This is a genomic window from Bradyrhizobium sp. USDA 4506, assembly GCF_054058795.1.
Window position 1 is genome coordinate 4,416,578 of sequence record NZ_JBSSBM010000002.1, and the last position, 19,228, is coordinate 4,435,805.

The window sequence follows — 19,228 nt, forward strand, 5'->3', positions numbered from 1 at the left end:
AGCCATGGCACGCCTGACATCTGTTGCTTCCCGCGAGGAACACACCGGCCTTCATGCTGGCAACGACAAGGGCCCCGGTCCCACGCAGGATTGGCGGACCCGGATCGGACGCCTCGATCTCGAACTCGTCGGGCCGGACCACGCCTTTGCCCGCAACTGGGAACGCGTTGCCTGCATCCACGATGCCGCCTATGTGCTGGTGTTTCCGCAGACAGGATGCGTCGCATTCAGCCAGGACAGCCGCAACGGGATCGCACGTCCCGGCGAATATGTCCTGCTCAGCGAGCTCGCCTTCTACGAATTGTCGTCTGACAAGACCGCGCGCTTCCTGATGTTGCGGATTCCGGCCGCCGAGCTGCGCGGCCGGCTCGTCTCGGTTGAAGATCACATCAGTCGCCGCTTCAAGCCAAACGAACAGATGACGCACCTGCTGGCGGGCATGATCCGCAGCGTGGCCGAACTGTTCGTCGCCTCGCCGCCGCCGAACCCCCAGGCGCTCGCGACCGAAATGATCAGCTTCGTCGCGCTGACCATCGGATCGGAGGATCGCGGCGCCGCAACCGATGTGCGCAACGCGCGCTATCACCTCCGCCGCCGGATCGTCGACTTCATCGAGGGCCATCTCGGTGACCAGTCGTTGTCGCCGAAGAAGATCGCGGCGTCGAGCCGCATCTCGCTCAGTTATTTGTACAGCCTGTTCAACGACAACGAGACCACGGTCAGCCAGTTCGTCCAGACCAAGCGGCTGCAGCGGGCGTATGAAATCCTAGTCGCCGATCCGAAGGGCCGGCGGACCGTCTCGGAGGTCGCCTACGAAGTCGGCTTCAAGAACGTGTCGCATTTCTCCCGCTGCTTCAGCCGGCACTTCAAGGTGGCGCCGCGCGACGTTCGCCAGGCGCCCGTGTCGGCGCCGCAGCCGGCCGCTGGCGTGCGCTCGCCGCAGCCGAGGAGCCCTGCCGCCCGAGTGGCGCGGCGCAACGGATTCGACTCCCCCTATTGGGAGATCGACAAGCAGTCGGTCCACGAGACCGCGTAACGCCCCATCCCAAGGCAAGGCGTCGTGCGTCCCGCGACGTCGGCGCGCCTCCCGCCCGGAGCGACCATTGGACGACATTCAAGACAGATTATCCGCAAGCGAGCTCGCTTCGTTCTTCAACGAGCTTGCCGACGTGGCCGGACGGATCGCCGTGACGCACTTCCGTTCCCGCGTCGATTTCGAGCGCAAGCCGGACCTGACGCCGGTCACGATCGCCGATCGTGCGATCGAAATGGAGCTACGGCAGCTGATCGGTTCGCGCTTCCCCGATCACGGCATCCTCGGCGAGGAGATGGGATCGACGGCCGGGGACCGCTACACGTGGTATCTCGATCCGATCGACGGAACGAAGAGCTTTATCTCCGGCATGCCGCTGTTCGGCACGCTCGTCGCGCTCGCCGACGAGAGAGATGGATCGATCACCGCCGGCATGATCGATATGCCCGCGCTGGCCGAGCGGTGGTACGGCACCCGGCAAGGCACCACCTTCAACGGCAAGCTGGCAAGGGTGAGCCGCACCACGCGACTGGAAGACGCGCAGATCTACACGTCATCGCCGGACTTCTTCACGCCGAGCGACTGGGCCCGCTACGATGCGCTCAGCCAGAAGGCCATGTTCCGGCGATTTGGCGGCGACTGCTACCAATATGGCCTGCTCGCATCCGGCCACTGCGATCTCGTGGTCGAAACCTCCCTCAAGTCGTTCGACTTCATGCCGCTGATTCCGGTGGTCGAGGGCGCTGGCGGCATCGTCCGCGACTGGCAGGGGCGGCCGCTGTCGCCGGAATCCGATGGCCGGATCATCGCGGCCGCGAACGACAGCCTGCTCGAGCAGGCGCTCGCGATCCTCAATCAATAACTGCGGAAGCCCTCCTGTCGCGCGGCTCAGACGAGCCGCAACCAGCCATCCCAGCGGGGATCGTACATCACGTCGCGGGCACGCATGTATTTCCAGACGCCGTACTTCTGATAGTCGAAATCCCAGTCCTTGAGCTTCCTGTTCACGACCGCCCATGACGCCCATTTCAGGTCGGCGAGCGCCCGGTTGAGTATCACGCGCGCGCGACCATCTGCGGCCGCACCTCGCCCAGATATTGCTCGATCAGGGCCTCCGTCAGATGCTCGTCGAAGAACATCTCGGCGAACAGGACGCCGAGCTCATAGCTACGCTCGTTGTTGGAAGCGAACTCATAGTCGATCAGCTTCATCGGCCTTGGGGCGCCTGATTCCGCCGAGATCAGGAAATTGCCCGGCATCGGATCGTTGAAGCACGGCACGAGATCGAGACCCGACGCCAGGAACGCCGACTTGGCCTGATTGTAGCGATGCATCAGCCAGGGCATGTCCTGCGGGAAATGCGCGCCGAGCTCCCTGCCCTGCTCGATATGTTCCTCGATCATGTCGAAGATGGTCTTGGTCTGGCCGAGCTTCGGGCCGGCATGCAGGCGGCGGTAAAGGTCGAGAACGTCGGCCTGGATGGCGGCATCGCCGAAATCGGCATTGGTGCAGGCGCGATAGCCTTCGAGGAACTCGCTGATCTCGAGCCCGTCCGTGGCGTCGAAAAAGATCACCTCGGGCGCAACGCCCATGGCGTGGGCATTGCGCGCAGCCTCGTTGGCGGTCACGCGATCGATGAACATCTCCGAGCCCTCGCCGGGCACCTTGATGAAGTAGCGCCGTCCATCGCCGGATATCTCGACCAGCCAGTTCTGATTCATGAGGCCGCCGACCAGCGGGGTATAGGCCGCCCCCTTGCCGTGCCATTGCGGCACGCGGGCGATCGCTGCCTCGATGTTGCGCTCGTGGACTGTCGCTCCCTCGCCGAGCTTCCTGCGGACAGTCATGCGATCCTCCGAAGCATCTCGCCAAAGCGCGGCTCCCGGACCGTCATGCGGCAACGTACGAAGCGCCAGCTGGCGAACTTGTAAAACTCAAAGGTGTTGCGCGCCGACCGCGCGGCGAGCACGGCGCCGATCAGGCCCCAGCGCAGATCATCCGCCATGCCGTAGATGCGGGCGCGGCTGAATGCGCGCTCGTCGAATCCGCCGGCGTTGCGGCTGAAGGCGTCGCGCGCCTCCGGCTCCTGCGCGAAGGCTTCGACGAGGAAGCTGCCGAGGTCCTCCAGCGGGTCGGCCGTCGTGGCGCGATCCCAATCGATCAGGCGAACCTCGCCGGTGTCGCTGATCAGGATGTTCGAGACATTGCCATCGCCATGGATTGGCACCGGTTTGATGTCGAGTTTCCTCAAGGCATCGGCCGCAAAACGCAGCTCCTTGACCAGCCATTCCGCATCAGACGGCAGTTGCGCCTTCGCGGCCTTTGCCGCCTCGTAGAAGTGCTCGATCTCGTCGAAGACTCCCATGCGCCGCGGCAGAGGCGCCCCTGCCTGGAACAGGCGCCGCGCCGCGATGACCGCGTCGACGATCTTCGGCTCCAGCATCCGCTCCAGCGTGCCGACCCGCCAGCCACGGTTGAGATCTTCCATGACCAGAAGTCCCGCGTCCGGATCCGCCGCAAGCACCTTGGGACCGATACCGAGATCGGATGCGCGCCGGGCCGCTTCGAACGCGCAGGCAACGTCGATGTAGAGCTTGGCATCCACATCCATGTTCTTGATGAAGATGCTCTCGCCGCTTCCGTTCCTGGTGGCGCGCCAGGGAGCGCCGTCGACCCCGCGCCAGCTTGGCGAGGCGAGGACCGGAATGGCGGGCTCGATCACGATATCGCCCGTCCCCCATCCCGGGAGCCCGGCAATGTAGTTCCGGACCGTGGCGATTTGCGTTCCAGATTGGCTCATGACGACTTCTGATCTCTCGCGGGTGTCGTTCGGCCCGCCTGTCGCGGGCCTCCCGGTTTGATGACAAATTCGATCAAGACAGATGCAAAAGGGATGCCTCGCACTCCACCAAATCATGCCCTTACGGCAGCGGCACTACCCCGACAGGGGCGACTTTCGCTATCCGGACACTGATCCAGAACGCCATTTGTCGAGGCCAAGATGTCTGCTGCGGAACTGATCGGGATGAGCCTTGCGGGGCTGACGGAGGCCTACGCATCGCGCGCATTGTCGCCGGTGGAGGTGTTGCGAACCGTGCTCGGCCATGCCGAGGCGGTCAATCCCGCGATCAATGCGCTGTTCTGCTTCCGTCCGGAGCAAGCCATCGCAAGCGCGCAAGGCTCGGAAGCGCGATGGAAGGCGGGAGCCGCGCTGGGTCCGCTCGACGGCGTCCCCATGACGGTCAAGGACAGCGTCGCCATGATCGGCTGGCCCTATTTTCACGGCATCGGCGCCAACCGTGCCCTGCCGCCGTCCAACTACGATTCGCCGCCGGCGATCGCGCTCCGCGAGGCCGGCGCGGTGATCTTTGCCAAGACCACGATGCCGGATTGCGGCCTGATGGCGTCGGGCATCAGCTCGCTGCACGGCGTTACCCGCAACCCCTGGGGGCTCGCCTGGAATACCGGCGGCTCGTCGGCCGGCGCAGGCGCCTCCGTCGCCGCTGGCGCCGGCTATGTTTCCGTCGGCACGGATATCGCAGGCTCGGTCCGCCTTCCGGCCGCCCATTGCGGACTGGCCGGACTGAAGCCGACCCATGGCCGTGTGCCGCATTTGCCGGCCGACACCATGCGCATGGCAGGCCCGATGGGTCGCAGCGTGGATGATATCGCGCGCCTGCTGACCGTGCTGACGCGGCAGGACGAGCGCGACACCTGGAGCCTGCCCGCCGATGGCGTGCGCTATCACGAGCATCTGAAGCGCGACGTGAAGGGACTGAAGATCGGCGTCCTCACCGACATGGGCTTCGGCATGAAGGCCGAAGCTACGGTTCGCAGCGCGGTCGATGCGGCCGGCAAGCTGCTCGCCGGCGCCGGCGCGATCGTCGAGCCGTTCACCTCTCCGCTCACCGACGACGCCTATGCGCCGATCGACCTGTTCCTCCAGGTGCGCGGCTATCTCGAATATGCATCGCTGCCGCCGCATGGCGACACCGCACGCGACATCAATCCCTACGTTCGCGCATGGTGCCTTGGCGGGGCGAAACATTCGGGCGCCGACCTCTACCGGGCGCTGGGCCAGATCGCCAAGATGAAGGCGGCGCTGCTCGCGGCCTTCGAGGGCTGGGACTATGTCATCGCCCCGACGCTGCCGGTGGTGAATTTCCCGGCCGAGGAGCCCGGCGTGTCGCGTGAGATGCCGCTCGCGCACACGCTGTTCACCGCCATGTTCAACCAGACCTGCCAGCCCGCCTCCACCGTCTGCATGGCATTCGATTCCCGCCATCTGCCGATCGGCGTCCAAGTGACCGGGCACCGCTTCGACGATCTCGGCGTGCTGCAGGTGACCAAGGCGCTGGAGGACATGCGCTCGTTCGCGATGGACTGGCCCTTCAAGCCACGGCCCTGAGCGCTCAGGCCGCGGCCTGCGCCGGCTCGCCGTCGAGAAGGTGGCAGGCGGCGAAGCGCCCCGGCGCGTGTTCGACCAGCTTCGGCGTCTCCAGCCGGCAGCGGCCGAACGCCTTCGGGCAGCGCGAGGCAAAGCTGCATCCCGCCGGGATATCGATCGGGCTCGGCGGCTCGCCCTCCAGCAAGAAGTCCGCCGGGTTGAACGGCTTCTCCTCCAGCGTCGGGGCGGCCGAGAGCAATGCCTTGGTGTAGGGATGCTGGGGATCGAAGAACAGCTCGCGGTTGTCGGCGATCTCGACCATCTCACCGAGATACATCACGGCAATGCGCGTGCAGACCCTGCGCACCATTGCGAGATCATGGGAGATGAAGACATAGGTGAGGTCGTTCTTCTCCTGCAGCTTCGAGAACAGGTCGATCAGCCTTGACTGCTCGCGTTGATCCAGCGCGGACAAGGTTTCGTCGAGGATCAGCAGCTTGGGATCGAGGATCAGGGCACGCGCGATCGAGATGCGCTGGCGCTCGCCGGTGGAGAGCGTGTTCGGGAGCTGGTCATAGAGCTCGGCGGCAAGACCGACCTCGGCCATCGCTGCGATGACCCGGCTGCGCAGGTCCGCGCGGGCGACATTGCCGCGGATCAGCAGGCTCTCCTCGATCATGCGGCCGACGGTGGTGCGCGGCGGCAGCGCGTTGTACGGATCCTGCAGCAGCAGCTGGAATTCGCTGCGGGTGCGGATCAGCTCGCGCGGCGACAACGCCCCGAGCGACGTGCCGTTGAGGACGATGCTGCCGTTGTCGGGAACCTCCAGCCAGGCCAGCAGGCGCGTGAGGGTCGACTTGCCGCAGCCGGATTCCCCGACGATGCCGAAATTCTCGCGCGGCATGATGTCGAGCGTTACGCCGCGCACCGCCTGCACGTTGCTGTAGGTATTGAACGTCCCCCGCTTGCGCGCGCGATAGGTCCGAACAACGTGCTCCACCTTCATCAGCGGCACTTCGTCTTGCGCCTTGCGGCGGGCCAGCGGGCCCTCGGTGGTCGCCCACATGCGCGGCACACTGGCAATGGCCTTGCGCGTGTAGTCGGTCTGTGGCGAGGCGAGCAGGCCGGCAAACGCTTGCTGCTCGACGAACCGGCCCTGATGGAGCACGGCCGTGCGGTCGCCGAACTGGCCGAGCGTGGGCAAGGAAGACGACAGATAGATTGTCGCCATCCTGTGGCGCAGGCACAGGTCGTGGAGCAGCGCCACGATCTGTGCCGCGATGGTGACATCGAGCGGCTGGGTAATGTTGTCGGCGATCAGGACGGCGGGCTCGGCGCAAATCGCGTCCACGATCATCGCGCGCTGCATCATGCCGCCGGAAAATTTTGCCGGGTAGTCCCAATAGCGCTCCTTCGGCGATGGAATCCGGACCTCGCCGAGGAGCTGCACGACCCGCTCGCGGCATTCGCGCGGATTCCATTCGGGCCTGACGCTGTGCAGCTTTTCCGCGATCTGGGTCCCGACCGGTATCGTCGGATCGAGCGAGCTTTGCGGCTTGGAGCCGATATAGGCGATGTCGCGGCCGATCCGCACCTCGCGCGCCCCGGCGCCGAGAATGTCGTGGCCGGCGAACGTGACCCGTCCGGAGCGATACGCCAGACTTTCCGGCAACCAGTTCGCCAATGCGCGGCTGAGCACGGTTTTGCCGGCGCCGCTTTCGCCATAGATGCCGAAGATCTCCGACGTGTTGAGGCGGAAGGAGATGTGATCGAGGATCGGCGCGGCGCCCGGCGCCGAAGCGCCGACCGTGAGGTCGTCAACCTCCAGAATGAGCGAGAGATCCATCTCAGAGACCCCCATAGATGCGGTTGCGCGCCTTCTCGAGCGCCGACCCCATCAGGTTGATCGAGGTAAGCGCGATAGCCAGGAACACGCCCGGCGTGGTCGCGATCCACCAGGCATTGATCAGGTATTTGCGGGAGTCGGCGATGATGCTGCCGAAGCTCGGCGTCGGCGGCTGGATGCCAAGCCCCAGGAAGCCGAGGATCGCTTCGAAGATCATCATGCGTGCGACGTCGAGCACGGCGACGAATGCGATCGGCGGCAGGATGTTCGGCGCGGCGAACAGAAACAGGATCCGCCAGTCCCCGGCGCCGAGCACGCGCAGGCCGCGGACATATTCCCTGCCGCGCTCGGTGACCGCGGCGCTGCGCGCCACGCGCGCGTAGAGCGGCCAGCCGGACAGCGCCAGCACGATTATGATGGTCGGCACCGTTGGCCGCGACACGCCGAGAATGGTGATCGCCAGGATGATCATCGGAATCGACAATTGGGCATCGGTGATCCGCATGATGACGGTGTCCCACCATTTGCCCTTGAAGCCGGCGAACAGGCCAAGGCCGCAGCCGATGACAAAGATGAGCAGGACCGTGACGACGCCGACCAGCAGCGAATAGCGCAGGCCGATCAGGCTGCGCATCAGCATGTCGCGGCCGAGCTGATCCGTACCCAGCGGATGATCCCAGGTCCATTTGTCGCCGAGAAAGACCGGCGACATGAACTTGTCCTTCACCACCATCTTGGTCGCACTGATCGAGGACACCTCGGGATAGATGGCCGAGGCCAGCACCAGCGCCATGAAGATGAAGAAACCGATCTTGAAGCTCGGCATGCGCCAGGCGGCGGCCATGATGCGGCGGTTGACGGAACGGATTGGGGCCGCCGGCAAGGCGGGCTCCTCGGCGATGATCGTGGTGGCCGTCATGCTCAGATCTCCACGCGGGGATCGACCAGATAGGCGACCAAATCCACGATGATATTGATGAAGACAAAGACGGCGCTGGTCGTGATGGCGATGCCCTGGATGACCGGAAAGTCGCGCCCGACGACAGAGACCACGGTCAGATTGCCGAGGCCAGGATAGTCGAAAATGTATTCGATCACGAGAACGCCGCCGATCAGCGTCGAAAGCTGGATCCCGAGCAGGTTGACTAGCGGCACTGCCGCGTTGCGCAGGGCGTGCGAATAGACGATGCGGCGGCGAGACAGGCCGCGCACCCGCGCCTCATCGATGAACGGCGCTTGCATGACCTCGCCGAGCGAGGTCGTCAGCGTGCGGATGATGAAGGGGGCGATCTCCACCGCGAGCACGAAGGCCGGCAGGATGACATAGGAAAATCCCTGGTAACCGAGCGCCGGCAGCAGCTTCAGCTTCACCGACAGAAACAGGATCAGAACGATCGCGAGCCAGAAATTCGGAATCGAGACGAACAGCGACTGCATTCCGAACGCCAACGCATTCTGCCAGCGATGCTGGTGCAGCCCGCCCGCGATGCCGATCGGAAACGACAGCAGCAGCGCGAACACGAGCGCCATTCCGCCCAGTTGCAGCGTGAACGGCAGGCGTTCGAGGATGAGATCGATCACCGGCGCCATATCCGACTTGGTCGGGTCAACATACTGCCCGCCGGTCGCGATCATGCCGCTGCGCGGCCGCAAATAGGATTGCCCGAGATCGCCCTGTACCAGCCCGCGCATGTACCGACCATATTGCACGATGATGGGGTCGCGCAGCCCCATCTTGGTCGCGACCTTCTCGACCACGTCGGCCGGCGCCATGCCGCCGACGATCAGGCGCACGGGATCGCCCGGCACCACGCGCAGCAGCGTGAAGATGATCAACGACGTGATGAAGACGATCAGGATGCCCTGCGCGATCCGCTTGACCAGGAATTCCAGGATCAACATCGAGAAGAGCTACCCTTGCAATTCATGAGGACCAGACCCGACCAGTCCGGCCTGCGTTCGCGAACCGGCAGGCCGGGCGTACCCGGCCGGCCGAGCAATCATCATGCCAATGTTGCCTTGGTCATGTCCTGCATGCCGTTCGGATAGATGTACAGACCATCCAGCTTCTTGCTGTAGGCATGGATGAAGACCGAGGTGAACAACGCGAGCGCCGGGGCCTTCTTGGCGATGGTCGGCAGCGTCTCGGTCTGCAGGATCTTCTTGCGCTCCTCGATTGTCGTGGCGTTGCGCTCCTTGTCCAGCACCGCGTCGATGTCCTTGTCGACGATGCCGGTGATGCGCTTGGAGGAGGAGTGGAAGTGGGTGCGCAGGACGAGATCCGGCTCGGGCGAGCCGGTGCACCAGCCGCAGTCGATCATGTTGCCCTCACCGCCGCCGGGCTTGTCGTAAAGCAAATTACCCCACGCCGCGACTTCGAGCGTCTGCAGATTGACCTTGAACCCCTGCTCCTGGAGCATGCCGGTAATCAACTCGGCATATTCCTTCGTCTTCGGATAGAAGCCGACCGACGTGTAATAGGTGAGCTCGGGCAGGCCCTGGCCTTTGGGGAAGCCGGCCTCCGCGAGCAGCTTCTGCGCCTTGTCCGGATCGAATTCAGGATAGTCGGCCACCTCGGCATAGCCGAACTTGACCGGCGAGATGTGCGCCTTGGAATAGATGCCGGAGACGCCGAGCACGTCGAGCACCTGCTTGCGGTCGATCGAGTAGCATGCGGCGAGGCGAATGCGCGGATCGTCGAACGGCTTCTTCGAGCAGCGGAAGAACAGGTATTTGTTCTCGACCGAAACCGCCTTGTGGATGCTGAAGCGGGCATCCTTCGAGATGGTCTCGACCTGCTCCTGCTCGAGCCGCTCGATGATGTCGGCCTCGCCGTTCAACAACGACAGCGTGCGCGTCGTGGTGTCACCGACGAAGTGATACTCGACACCCGGGATCTTCGCTGCGCCGAGGAAGAAGTCGGGATTGGCGGCGAGAACGGTGGTGTCACCTTTCTGCTCGACATATTTGTAGGGGCCCGTGCCGTTCATGCGCGCCGAGAGCTGCGCCTTGTTGGCAACGTCCTTGGCCGACATGATCGGCAGGAAGGACGACAGGTAGTAGTAGAGCGTCGCCGGATAGCCCTGCGCCTTGGTGTTGATGTGGCAGGTGTAGTCGTCGACGACGTCGACGGTGACGAGACCGGGGTACCACTGCGCCGGACGATCGGGTTGGCAGCCATATTCATAGGTCGCCTTGACGTCGGCCGCTGTGAACGGGGTCCCGTCGTGAAATTTGACGCCCTTTCTGAGTTTCACCTCCATCGTATAGGTGTCGATGGGCTTCATCGATTCAGCCAGCTCGAAGATCAGCTCGTCCGGCTTCTCCGGCCGCATCGGCGCCCGCGTCAGATAGCCGAACACGAAGCCCTCGACGATGAGCTGGCCGAGATTGGTATGGGTGGTTGGGTCCCAGTTGCCGGTCAGCGCTTCCGCGCCGAGAAAGCGCAGTGTCTTGCCTTCGGCGGCAAAGGCGGAATTCACAAGAAAGTCGGGATTGACCCGCCCGAAGCCGAACGCCGCGGCCCCGGCCAATCCCCCTAACATCAAGTCTCTGCGGTTGATCATATGGTAATCCCTCGATGATTTCGGCAACGCTGAAACTGCTCTCGAGGCCGCAAGGCACTCAGCCGTTTCGATCGTCTTGCACAAATCGTGGCTTTCACGCCTGCAAAGCCTAGACCAAAGGCCGCAATCGCCCGATTCCTGCTGCTCCACGATTCCGTTGCTGACACTCCCGGGGCGCCGCAGTCGCGCACGGAGATTTTCCGCTCCCGGAAGCATGGCGCACAACGGCAAGGCAAGGACGCCTTTCCAATGTGCAGCACACAAATCATGGATGCACAGAGCAGCAACGCCATGCAGGCAACCATATGATCACGCTCGCGGAACTGAACGGAATCCCAGCATTGGAACAGCGCATTGCTCCGGCCAACCATCCCATTCGCGGCGTCATCTCGGATCTCGACGGCGTCGCCTATCGCGGCGACACTCCGATCGACGACTCCGTCAAGGCGTTTCGCGGATGGAGCGAGCGGGGCCTGCCCTATGCGTTCGTCACCAACAATTCGACGAAATCCGCCGCGCAATTTGCCGCCAAGCTGAGCCGCATCGGCATTCCGGCCGAACCGTCACAGGTCTTCACGACGATTTCGGCGGTCACGTCCCTGCTCGAACGGCGCTGGCCGCGCACCACGCCCGTGTTTGCGATCGGCGAACGACCACTGCTCGAGGCGATCGAGGACATTGGCTATCACCTGACCGACGTCAAGCCCAAGATCGTCGTGCTCGGCTTCGATGCCACGCTCGACTACGCCAAGCTGCGCACCGCGGTCAGGGCCGCACTCGCCGGCGCAACCGTCATCGCCACCAATCCCGATGTCCTGACGCCGGTTCATGACGGCTACGATCCCTGCGTCGGCGTGATCACGGCCGCGGTTGCAGCGGCCGTTCCCAATACGAAGCCGATCGTGCTAGGCAAGCCGCAACCGTTCCTGATCGAACAGGCGCTGGCGCATCTCGGCACCGCCCGGCATGAGACCGTCATGGTCGGCGACCAGATCGGCACCGATATCGCAGCAGGAAAGGCCGCCGGCATGCGGTCGATCCTGCTCGCCAGCGACGTCCCTTTCAATGCGGTGGCGGACGTCGTTCCCGATCGCATCATCGCGAGCCTTCTTGACCTCGCGGAACCCGAGACGGTCGGTTGGCCGCGATGATGACTCCCGGCCTCATCGAGAGCATGCAGGCCTCTCTTGCCGCGAGCCTGCCGCGCTGGGGACTATCATCGCAATCGACGCTCGCCTTTCTCAGCCATTCCGAGAACACCACCCTTTCTCGCGCAGGATCCGGCCGCTCGGCAAAAACTCGTGTTGCGCGTGCAGCGGCCCGGCTATCACTCGCCTGACGAGATTGCGTCCGAGCTCGCCTGGATCGACGCCGTGATCGCAGACAACGTGGTGCTCACGCCGCGCCCGGTCGCCGATCGGGAGGGACACCTGTTATGCCCCATTCCCCTGAGTGGCGCGACACGACACGTCGTTGCATTCGAATTCCTCAGCGGCAAGGAGCCGGACGCCTCGGACGATCTGGCCACCTGGTTCGGCAAGCTCGGCGCGACCAGCGCGCGGCTTCACGCGCACAGCCGCCGATGGACAATGCCATCAACGTTCCAGCGCAAGGTCTGGGATTTCGATGCCATGCTGGGCCGCCGGCCACTATGGGGTGACTGGCGCGCCGGTCTTGGCCTGCGCGACGATGGCCGCAGGCTACTGCAAAGGGTCGCCGACGAACTTGAACGGCGCGTCGAGGCTTACGGACGGGGCGAGCAGCGGTTTGGCCTCGTTCACGCCGACCTCCGCCTCGCCAACCTGCTCGTCGAAGGCGACCGGCTCGGCGTCATCGACTTCGACGATTGCGGCTTCTCGTGGTTCTTCTATGACTTCGCCGCGGCCGTCAGCTTCATCGAGCACGAGCCGGTGATGGACCTGCTCCAGCAGTCGTGGCTTGCGGGATACCGGACCGTCGCACCGGTCTCGCGCGACGACGAGGCCATGCTGCCTGCGTTCGTGATGCTCAGGCGCATGCTGCTGACGGCCTGGCTCGCTTCGCATTCGGACACCGAAACCGCGCGACGCCTGGGTACGGGCTACACCGACGGAACGGTCGCGCTCGGCGACCGGTTCCTGCGCGGATTGTGACGCGGACTTTCGGGACCAGCCGCGGCGCGCCTGTCCGCTTCTCCAGTGTTGTTGCTCCCGGACTCCAGAATGCCGCAACAGATGTTTCCCCGCCGGCTTTGATCCGCGAATGATGGGCGCGCGCTCGGACATTGCGCGTCCGAAGCGGACTTAACCAGCGAGCGTGGGCGGCGTCAGATGGATATCCAGGCTTATTTCGAGGAGTGGTCCTGCGAGCCCGGCGATGTCGTCCGGCTCGCGATCAGCACGCCGCACGCCACCGTCCGCGCAAGCCTCGTGCGACTGGTCTCGGGTCCCGGGCGCGACGAAGCGATCGAGGGCAAGGTGGTCGATTTCTCGTCGGTGCTCGACCGCACCGTTTCCGGCGGCGTGCAATCCACGGTGGTCGGCTCGCACGCCGAATTTCCGCTTCCCTCACCGATCAACGATGCGGCGATCAGCGTCCATTGCTGGGCATGGCCGACCGTCCCCGAGCGGAGCGCGCCCCAGGCCATCTGGTCGATTGGCGACGTCGCGCTCGTCATCATCTCAGGCGGTCTTGCGCTTCGAATGGGCAGCGCAACGCTCGCAGTCTTGCCGGATGCGATCATCGCCAAACACTGGTATTCGATCCTGACTACCATCGGCGACGGCGAGGTCTGCATCGACCTCAGGCGTCTTGATGCCAAGGTTGGGGCACAACGCACGCTCCGCGCGGCAACCGGCGCGACGGCAAATGCGGCAACGCTCCTGCTCGCGGCGGCCGGCATCGGCCGGTCCGGGTCGCCGCTGGAGCCATATAATGGCAAGATCGACTCGCCAACGCTGCACCTCGCGAAGCCATCCGCCGAGATGATCGCCGCATGGCACGCGGGGAAGACTCCCACGCAGCCGGCATGGGCAGCATGGAAACTCGGCAGGGACTTCGCGTCGGAGACGATTGAGCCGGACGCTGGAGGCGAACAGGGGCACCTTGTCAACGGCGTCGAGCGCGGTGTGACCGGACGCAACTGGGACGGGCGAAGCGACTCCTTCGTCGAAGTTCCCGAGCAGTACTGTGCGCTGCAATTCCACGACGACGACATGGTGGATGCCGGCTGGAGGTATAATCTCGAATTCCGCCTGCCGGAGGACCTTCAAAGCGGAGTCTACGCAGTTCGGCTCGAGGCCGGCGGACGCCGCAATCATTTTCCGCTGTTTGTCAGACCGGTCCTGGGCACCTCGGCACCCGTGCTGTTCCTGGTGCCGACCAACACCTATCTGGCCTATGCGAACGACCACCTGGCTTCGCTCGATTTCTCATCGGTGATGCCTCATGACAAGGTGGTGCCCGAGGACGAACAGTACCTGTTCTCACATCCCGAGCCGGGCCGCTCCTGCTACGATACCCATGCCGACGGAACGCCGGTTCGCTATTCGGGCCGCAGACGACCGCTGTTCAACGTCCGCCCTGGTTTTCCGAACTGGCTAACGGGCTCATACCGTCACTTTCCCGTCGACATGTACATCGTCGAATGGCTGGAGCACCTCGGCATCGAATATCATGTCGCAACCGACGAGGATTTCGAACGTGGCGGCCGCAACCTGGCCGACCGGTACGCAGCGATCGTCACGGGCTCGCACCCGGAATACTGGACACGAACCGGCCTCGATATCCTCGACGGATACCTGCATGACGGCGGACGGGTCATGTATCTTGGCGGCAACGGCTTCTACTGGGTAACGAGCCGGCTCGGTGCAAAGCCCTGGGTCATCGAGGTGCGCCGCGACAACAGCGGCACGCGCTGCTGGGATGCCCCCTATGGCGAACGGACCCATGTTGCGACGACTGAAGCCGGCGGCATCTGGCGCACGCGCGGCCGCGCCCCGAACAAGATGCTGGGCGTGGGCTTCGCATCGGAGGGATGGTCGAAGGGCTGCGGCTATCGGCGTCTGGAGGCGAGCTACAATTCGCCCGCCGCGAAATTGTTCGACGGCATCACTGAGGAAATCGTCGGCGATTACGGCTATGTGCTGGGTGGAGCGGTGGGAGACGAGGTCGACAGGTACGACGTTACGCTCGGAAGTCCCGAGCATGCCTACGTGCTCGGGACTTCGACCGGGCTTGGCAACGAGTATCAGCTCGTCATCGAGGATCTCACTCTTTCGCTCCCGGATCAGGGAGGCGCACAGCGGCCTGACGTGGTGAGATCGGACATGGTCCTGTTTCCGATCGATGGAGGCGGCTGGGTGTTTTCGGTCGGCTCCATCGCCTATGCCGGCGCGCTGGCCTGGAACGGCTGCGACAACGGTCTTTCGCGCCTGACGGCGAATATACTCAGGGCCTTCACCGGCAAGGAGCCGGTGCTCGGAGCATGAGACCGTCAGTGCGACTTCGCCCCTGAGACGAAAGGTCAACGACCCTCGTTCGGCCACTCATACGTTCTGGTTGCAGGTTTGAGTGCAAGAAGATCAACATCTTACTGGATACTCGTTGTCTCCCAGCGCGGCGACCGCACAGATACGTGCTTCTTTTTCGTTCGCGCGCAAGTTCACAAAGGCGACGAGCATCGCATGGTGAGTGCGATACGGTGGTACATGGAAAATCCAGGGCTTTTCCGCCCAAGGAGAATGTTTGACAGGCGGCAGGCGCTTTCCTCGCAGTCAGGAGCGAGGCCTCTTGCTCCCCTGATTGGATATCGCTCGGCAAAACAACGGCTCGGGGGAGTCAGCAGCCGCGTTAACCTTACATACCCTCAAGCCGCAGGTGAGTGGCCCTCGACAAGACGATTGAGTCTCCGAGTTTCCTGCTCAGCTGCTCGAAACGGCCGAGGATGTCCTTGCCCGCGCCGGTGTCTGCACTATGTACGCAGATATCGTTGTGCTCGTTGCGACGGACCGGTAGTAATTCAATTTCGGTGATCTTCTTCCCCGCGATCAAGCACCGCAGCGCCAGACCATCGAGATGACGGCCGCGCATAACGTCCCAGTCGAACGCAAAATTGCCAAGGCTGTAGAAGATCGGCTTACCCTGATAGATTTCGCCGGCCTGGACCACATGCGGATGGTGGCCGAACACCATGTCTGCCCCCACGTCGATGGCGGCTCGGGCTATTTCGCGCTGATATGCGACTGGCTCCTCTTTGGACGACACGCCCCAATGGCATGAAAGGATCACAAGGTCGACCTTGGTCCGCAGAGCGCGGACATCGTCCCGCATGGCCTCGAGTTCGTCGGCGTCTGCGAATGTATGCGTGATCGGCTCAGCACCCGGCATTTCCAGCGCGCGCGGGCCCGGCTCATAGGCGGCGTGGGCCTTGATGGTGACGCATCCGGGGCTGTTGGCTGACGCGGCGTGATTGCTCGGCCAGAACACCGATGTGTAGCTCAAGAAGCCGAAACGAACCCCGTTCTTCTCGATGATTACCGGCTTCCTGGCCTCGGCCAGCGTTTCGCCAACGCCACAGTGGAGGATCCCCGCCGAATCCAGCGCCTTGACGCTGGCGACGGCGGCGCTCGCGGGATAGGCGACGTTGCTGGCGCAGCTCACGCCGACATAGCCCGCCTTCTTGAGCGCCGGACCTACCTTGGCGCCCGAATGGCGCCAACCCTTCTTGTGCGGGATATCGGGCCGCGCGGGATCGATCGAGGGCTCGGCAAGCGGACCTTCCAGCTGTCCGAACAAGACATCGGCCGATGTCAGCACGTCACGCACATTGACGAATGCGCTGAAAGGATCTTCGCGGTTCTGGATGTTGGTATCGCCCAAGATGAGCAGCGTTTGATCCATGTGCAGTTCCTTTTTCGTGAGCTCTGGTGTGGATGTCGGGATTGCGATCAGATCAGGCCGCGCTTTCAGCGGAGCGCGATGTTGTCACCGCCGCTTCGCCATCGCGCGCTGGCGCGATCGATTCCAGGGAGCGCTGGTTGGTTTCGATACCGAACAAGAGAATACCAAGCGCTAACAGCAGATAAAGCGACGCAATGGCGTAGAGCACTGATGGGAGACCATAATTGTCATAGAGCGACACAACCATGTAGGGCGATGCGATGACAGCAATCCGCCCCGTCATTTGGGCGATGCCAGAGCCGCGGAAGCGATATTCGGTTGCAAACAACTCCGGCGTGTAGCCGCCGAGACCGAAGCCGATCATCAGGCTCATGCCGCCCTGCAACAGGAAGCCAAAGATCAGCACCCAGGCGGGGTCGCTCTGCTGCGAATACGCCAGCGCGAACACGCCACACCATAAGGCCGCAAACATGGTGCCGCGACGGCGTCCAATCCAGTCGGAGGTCAGCATGCCGACCAGCGGCCCGAGCGAACTGCCCAGCGCCATGACGGTCGCAAAGCTGAGCGACTTCGTGACACTCAGCCCCTGTTTGACGAAGAAGGTCGGCACCCAATAGGAGAAGCTGTAGGAACCGACCAGGCAGGTGATGCAAACCGCCATCGCGAGCAAGGTGCGGGTGACGACGCCGCGCGAGAACAGGATGGAGATCGGTACCCGGGCCGGCGCAGGCGCGGCCACTGATGTCACCGGCGAGAGCGGCCCCGCCTTCGAGGCTTCAGCTTCGATATCCTGCATGATCTTTTCGGCTTCTTCATAACGGCCGCGCGCTTCGAGCCAGCGCGGCGACTCCGGAAGCTTGCGGCGCAGGAACCAGACCCATAATGCGCCGCAACCGCCGATCAGATACATCGGCCGCCATCCCAGTGCCGGAATGACGAATAGTCCGGTAAAATTCACGGCGAATGTCGATGCCATCGACACCAGGCTGATCAGGCCAAGCGCCCAACCGCGCCGTTGCGGCGGCACAAACTCGCTGACCATGCCGTAACCGCAGACATATTCTGCGCCGATCCCTACTCCCATGAAGAAACGCATCGCCATCAGCCAGGTCATCGAGGGCGCGAGCATCGAGAGCAGGCACATGCTGCCGAAAATCAGAAGATTGAACTGATAGGCAAAACGCCGGCCGAACCGGTCACCGACCAACCCCGTCATCAGCGCGCCAATGGCGAGGCCGGCAAAGGTGATGGAAATGTAGTGGGCATTGGTCTCCATGTTCGACCAGCCCTCCTTAACGAGGGCGCCCAACACGCCGGCGGCCATCTGGTTGTCGAAACCGTCGAAGAACATCCCGAGGCCGATCAGGCTGAGAATCCGCCACTGGAATGCGCCCATCGGGAGCCGGTCAAGCCGGCCCGCGGCGTTAACGGGGGTGGTCATAGAAAGCGTTTCTCCCGCAAGTAGCGGCGTTCAGCGCCGCTTATGCGGGCAAAATAAGCGGAATGCTTTGGGCCGAGTATGCTAATTTACTCATCACGACGATGACTTATCTTCAGAGCAACACAGAGAATGCGGCGCGGACGCGATCAGCCCTCAGTGGGAGGCGCTGATGGCCCGAAAATTGCCCCCGCTGAATGCACTTCGCGTCTTCGAGGTCGCCTCCCGCTCCGAGAACTTCACCCACGCCGCCAAAATACTCAACGTCTCGCAGGGCGCCGTCAGCCGGCATATCGCCCAACTCGAAGCCTTCCTTGGCCTGCGCCTGTTCGTCCGTAATCAACGCGACGTCAAGCTGACGACGCAGGGCGAACAGTACGCGCAGGCCATTGCCGAAGCCTTTGATCGCATCGAACTCGCGACCCAGGTCAGCCGCCGGGACAAGCAGAATCGCGTGGTGCGGATACGGCTGTTTCCCACGGTGGCGATGAAATGGCTGGTCAAGCGGCTCGCGCGCTTCCATACCCTTTACCCAAGCATCAATGTGCAGGTCACGATCGCCAACGATCTCGTCGATGTGAGCGCTGGCGAGGTGGACTTCACCATCCAGACTCCCGCCATTCCAAAGCCCGGCGTGCGTTACGACACGCTGTTTCCGATCGAGCTGCTGCCGGTTTGTAGCCCCGCCGAATTCAACAAGCATCCACCCGTGCACGATTCACGAGAGCTGCTCGACCGTACGTTACTTCATTCAATGAAGCGCCCGCACGATTGGCGGATCTGGTTTGAGGCGGCGGACGTCACACCCGGGAGCTTTCGCGAAGGACTGTCGTTCGGCAATTCCTCGCTAGCCTATCAAGCGGCGATCGACGGGCTCGGCATCGCGGTGGCGCATCTGGAACTGGTCCAGGACGATCTCAAAGCGGGGCGACTATTGGCGATCCATCCGCTGGTGGCACGAACCGCCGACAGTTACCACCTCGTCGGCCGCGAAACCGACGTTGGCAGGCCGGAGATTGCTGCATTCCGCGACTGGCTGCTGTCCGAAACCAGGACACAGAATTGACGTTTCTCCATC

General features: G+C 63.5%; 16 protein-coding genes. 7 read left to right on the forward strand and 9 right to left on the reverse strand.

Annotation, left to right across the window (positions count from 1 at the left end):
• Window positions 1-4: 4 nt before the first annotated feature.
• Together ACVIHF_RS23230 and ACVIHF_RS23235 are read left to right on the forward strand one after the other, a co-directional pair.
• A complete protein-coding gene (locus ACVIHF_RS23230) occupies window positions 5-1,036 on the forward strand; it encodes a helix-turn-helix domain-containing protein (protein WP_253607666.1) in 1,032 nt (343 codons plus the stop codon).
• Window positions 1,037-1,103: 67 nt separating this feature from the next.
• Window positions 1,104-1,895, forward strand: coding sequence for an inositol monophosphatase family protein (locus ACVIHF_RS23235; RefSeq protein ID WP_168856097.1), 792 nt, complete (start codon window positions 1,104-1,106; stop codon window positions 1,893-1,895).
• 26 nt (window positions 1,896-1,921) lie between these two features.
• Here ACVIHF_RS23235 and ACVIHF_RS23240 read toward each other — a convergent pair whose 3' ends face one another.
• The 3 genes from ACVIHF_RS23240 to ACVIHF_RS23250 are packed head-to-tail and all read right to left on the reverse strand — an operon-like array spanning window position 1,922 to window position 3,833.
• Window positions 1,922-2,092 (reverse strand): hypothetical protein, encoded by a 171-nt coding sequence (locus tag ACVIHF_RS23240; RefSeq protein WP_456792603.1) that lies wholly within the window; start codon window positions 2,090-2,092, stop codon window positions 1,922-1,924.
• Complete coding sequence (locus tag ACVIHF_RS23245; protein ID WP_456792604.1) at window positions 2,089-2,880, reverse strand: phosphotransferase; 792 nt, start codon at window positions 2,878-2,880, stop codon at window positions 2,089-2,091. The genes ACVIHF_RS23240 and ACVIHF_RS23245 overlap by 4 nt, the downstream gene beginning before the upstream one ends.
• Window positions 2,877-3,833 (reverse strand): phosphotransferase family protein, encoded by a 957-nt coding sequence (locus ACVIHF_RS23250; protein WP_063790183.1) that lies wholly within the window; start codon window positions 3,831-3,833, stop codon window positions 2,877-2,879. Before ACVIHF_RS23250 ends, ACVIHF_RS23245 begins: the two co-directional genes overlap by 4 nt.
• 201 nt (window positions 3,834-4,034) lie before the next feature.
• Here ACVIHF_RS23250 and ACVIHF_RS23255 point away from each other — a divergent pair, with 201 nt between their 5' ends.
• The gene (locus ACVIHF_RS23255; protein WP_253607665.1) at window positions 4,035-5,441 is read left to right on the forward strand and encodes an amidase; all 1,407 of its coding nucleotides are present in this window, start codon (window positions 4,035-4,037) and stop codon (window positions 5,439-5,441) included.
• A gap of 4 nt (window positions 5,442-5,445) precedes the next feature.
• Here the strand turns inward: ACVIHF_RS23255 and ACVIHF_RS23260 are convergent, their stop codons facing one another.
• The 4 genes from ACVIHF_RS23260 to ACVIHF_RS23275 all read right to left on the reverse strand — a co-directional run bounded on the left by ACVIHF_RS23260 (window position 5,446) and on the right by ACVIHF_RS23275 (window position 10,832).
• The gene (locus ACVIHF_RS23260) at window positions 5,446-7,266 is read right to left on the reverse strand and encodes an ABC transporter ATP-binding protein (RefSeq protein ID WP_229158481.1); all 1,821 of its coding nucleotides are present in this window, start codon (window positions 7,264-7,266) and stop codon (window positions 5,446-5,448) included.
• A gap of 1 nt (window position 7,267) precedes the next feature.
• Window positions 7,268-8,185 (reverse strand): ABC transporter permease, encoded by a 918-nt coding sequence (locus ACVIHF_RS23265; RefSeq protein WP_456792605.1) that lies wholly within the window; start codon window positions 8,183-8,185, stop codon window positions 7,268-7,270.
• A 2-nt stretch (window positions 8,186-8,187) separates the two neighbouring features.
• Entirely contained in the window at window positions 8,188-9,168 is a 981-nt protein-coding gene (locus tag ACVIHF_RS23270; RefSeq protein ID WP_092083050.1) for an ABC transporter permease, read from the reverse strand.
• 101 nt (window positions 9,169-9,269) lie between these two features.
• Entirely contained in the window at window positions 9,270-10,832 is a 1,563-nt protein-coding gene (locus tag ACVIHF_RS23275) for an ABC transporter substrate-binding protein (protein ID WP_092083051.1), read from the reverse strand.
• Between the two features lie 341 nt (window positions 10,833-11,173).
• Here ACVIHF_RS23275 and ACVIHF_RS23280 point away from each other — a divergent pair, with 341 nt between their 5' ends.
• The 3 genes from ACVIHF_RS23280 (at window position 11,174) to ACVIHF_RS23290 (ending at window position 15,301) form a co-directional block, all read left to right on the forward strand.
• A complete protein-coding gene (locus ACVIHF_RS23280; protein ID WP_245311788.1) occupies window positions 11,174-11,983 on the forward strand; it encodes an HAD-IIA family hydrolase in 810 nt (269 codons plus the stop codon).
• Between the two features lie 36 nt (window positions 11,984-12,019).
• A complete protein-coding gene (locus ACVIHF_RS23285) occupies window positions 12,020-12,964 on the forward strand; it encodes a phosphotransferase enzyme family protein (RefSeq protein WP_456792606.1) in 945 nt (314 codons plus the stop codon).
• Between the two features lie 177 nt (window positions 12,965-13,141).
• Window positions 13,142-15,301 carry a N,N-dimethylformamidase beta subunit family domain-containing protein gene (locus tag ACVIHF_RS23290; protein WP_229158476.1) on the forward strand — a complete coding sequence of 720 codons (2,160 nt, stop codon included), beginning with the start codon at window positions 13,142-13,144 and terminating at the stop codon, window positions 15,299-15,301.
• Window positions 15,302-15,668: 367 nt separating this feature from the next.
• Here ACVIHF_RS23290 and ACVIHF_RS23295 read toward each other — a convergent pair whose 3' ends face one another.
• Both ACVIHF_RS23295 and ACVIHF_RS23300 read right to left on the reverse strand, forming a co-directional pair.
• A complete protein-coding gene (locus tag ACVIHF_RS23295) occupies window positions 15,669-16,712 on the reverse strand; it encodes a CapA family protein (protein ID WP_456792607.1) in 1,044 nt (347 codons plus the stop codon).
• A 52-nt stretch (window positions 16,713-16,764) separates the two neighbouring features.
• Window positions 16,765-18,153: an MFS transporter gene (locus ACVIHF_RS23300; protein WP_456792608.1), complete on the reverse strand. Its 1,389-nt coding sequence runs from the start codon at window positions 18,151-18,153 to the stop codon at window positions 16,765-16,767.
• 169 nt (window positions 18,154-18,322) lie between these two features.
• On the opposite strand from ACVIHF_RS23300, the gene ACVIHF_RS23305 reads away from it, so the two are divergent.
• The gene (locus ACVIHF_RS23305) at window positions 18,323-19,216 is read left to right on the forward strand and encodes a LysR substrate-binding domain-containing protein (protein ID WP_456780064.1); all 894 of its coding nucleotides are present in this window, start codon (window positions 18,323-18,325) and stop codon (window positions 19,214-19,216) included.
• Window positions 19,217-19,228 lie beyond the last annotated feature (12 nt).

Excerpts from the sequence above, each read along its gene's own strand:
- ACVIHF_RS23295 (WP_456792607.1), bottom strand. The coding sequence starts at position 16,712 with ATGGATCAAACGCTGCTCATCTTGGGCGATACCAACATCCAGAACCGC.
- ACVIHF_RS23275 (WP_092083051.1), bottom strand. The coding sequence starts at position 10,832 with ATGATCAACCGCAGAGACTTGATGTTAGGGGGATTGGCCGGGGCCGCG.
- ACVIHF_RS23265 (WP_456792605.1), bottom strand. The coding sequence starts at position 8,185 with ATGACGGCCACCACGATCATCGCCGAGGAGCCCGCCTTGCCGGCGGCC.
- ACVIHF_RS23255 (WP_253607665.1), top strand. The coding sequence starts at position 4,035 with ATGTCTGCTGCGGAACTGATCGGGATGAGCCTTGCGGGGCTGACGGAG.
- ACVIHF_RS23260 (WP_229158481.1), bottom strand. The coding sequence starts at position 7,266 with ATGGATCTCTCGCTCATTCTGGAGGTTGACGACCTCACGGTCGGCGCT.
- ACVIHF_RS23250 (WP_063790183.1), bottom strand. The coding sequence starts at position 3,833 with ATGAGCCAATCTGGAACGCAAATCGCCACGGTCCGGAACTACATTGCC.
- ACVIHF_RS23290 (WP_229158476.1), top strand. The coding sequence starts at position 13,142 with ATGGATATCCAGGCTTATTTCGAGGAGTGGTCCTGCGAGCCCGGCGAT.
- ACVIHF_RS23245 (WP_456792604.1), bottom strand. The coding sequence starts at position 2,880 with ATGACTGTCCGCAGGAAGCTCGGCGAGGGAGCGACAGTCCACGAGCGC.
- ACVIHF_RS23300 (WP_456792608.1), bottom strand. The coding sequence starts at position 18,153 with ATGACCACCCCCGTTAACGCCGCGGGCCGGCTTGACCGGCTCCCGATG.
- ACVIHF_RS23305 (WP_456780064.1), top strand. The coding sequence starts at position 18,323 with ATGGCCCGAAAATTGCCCCCGCTGAATGCACTTCGCGTCTTCGAGGTC.
- ACVIHF_RS23270 (WP_092083050.1), bottom strand. The coding sequence starts at position 9,168 with ATGTTGATCCTGGAATTCCTGGTCAAGCGGATCGCGCAGGGCATCCTG.
- ACVIHF_RS23230 (WP_253607666.1), top strand. The coding sequence starts at position 5 with ATGGCACGCCTGACATCTGTTGCTTCCCGCGAGGAACACACCGGCCTT.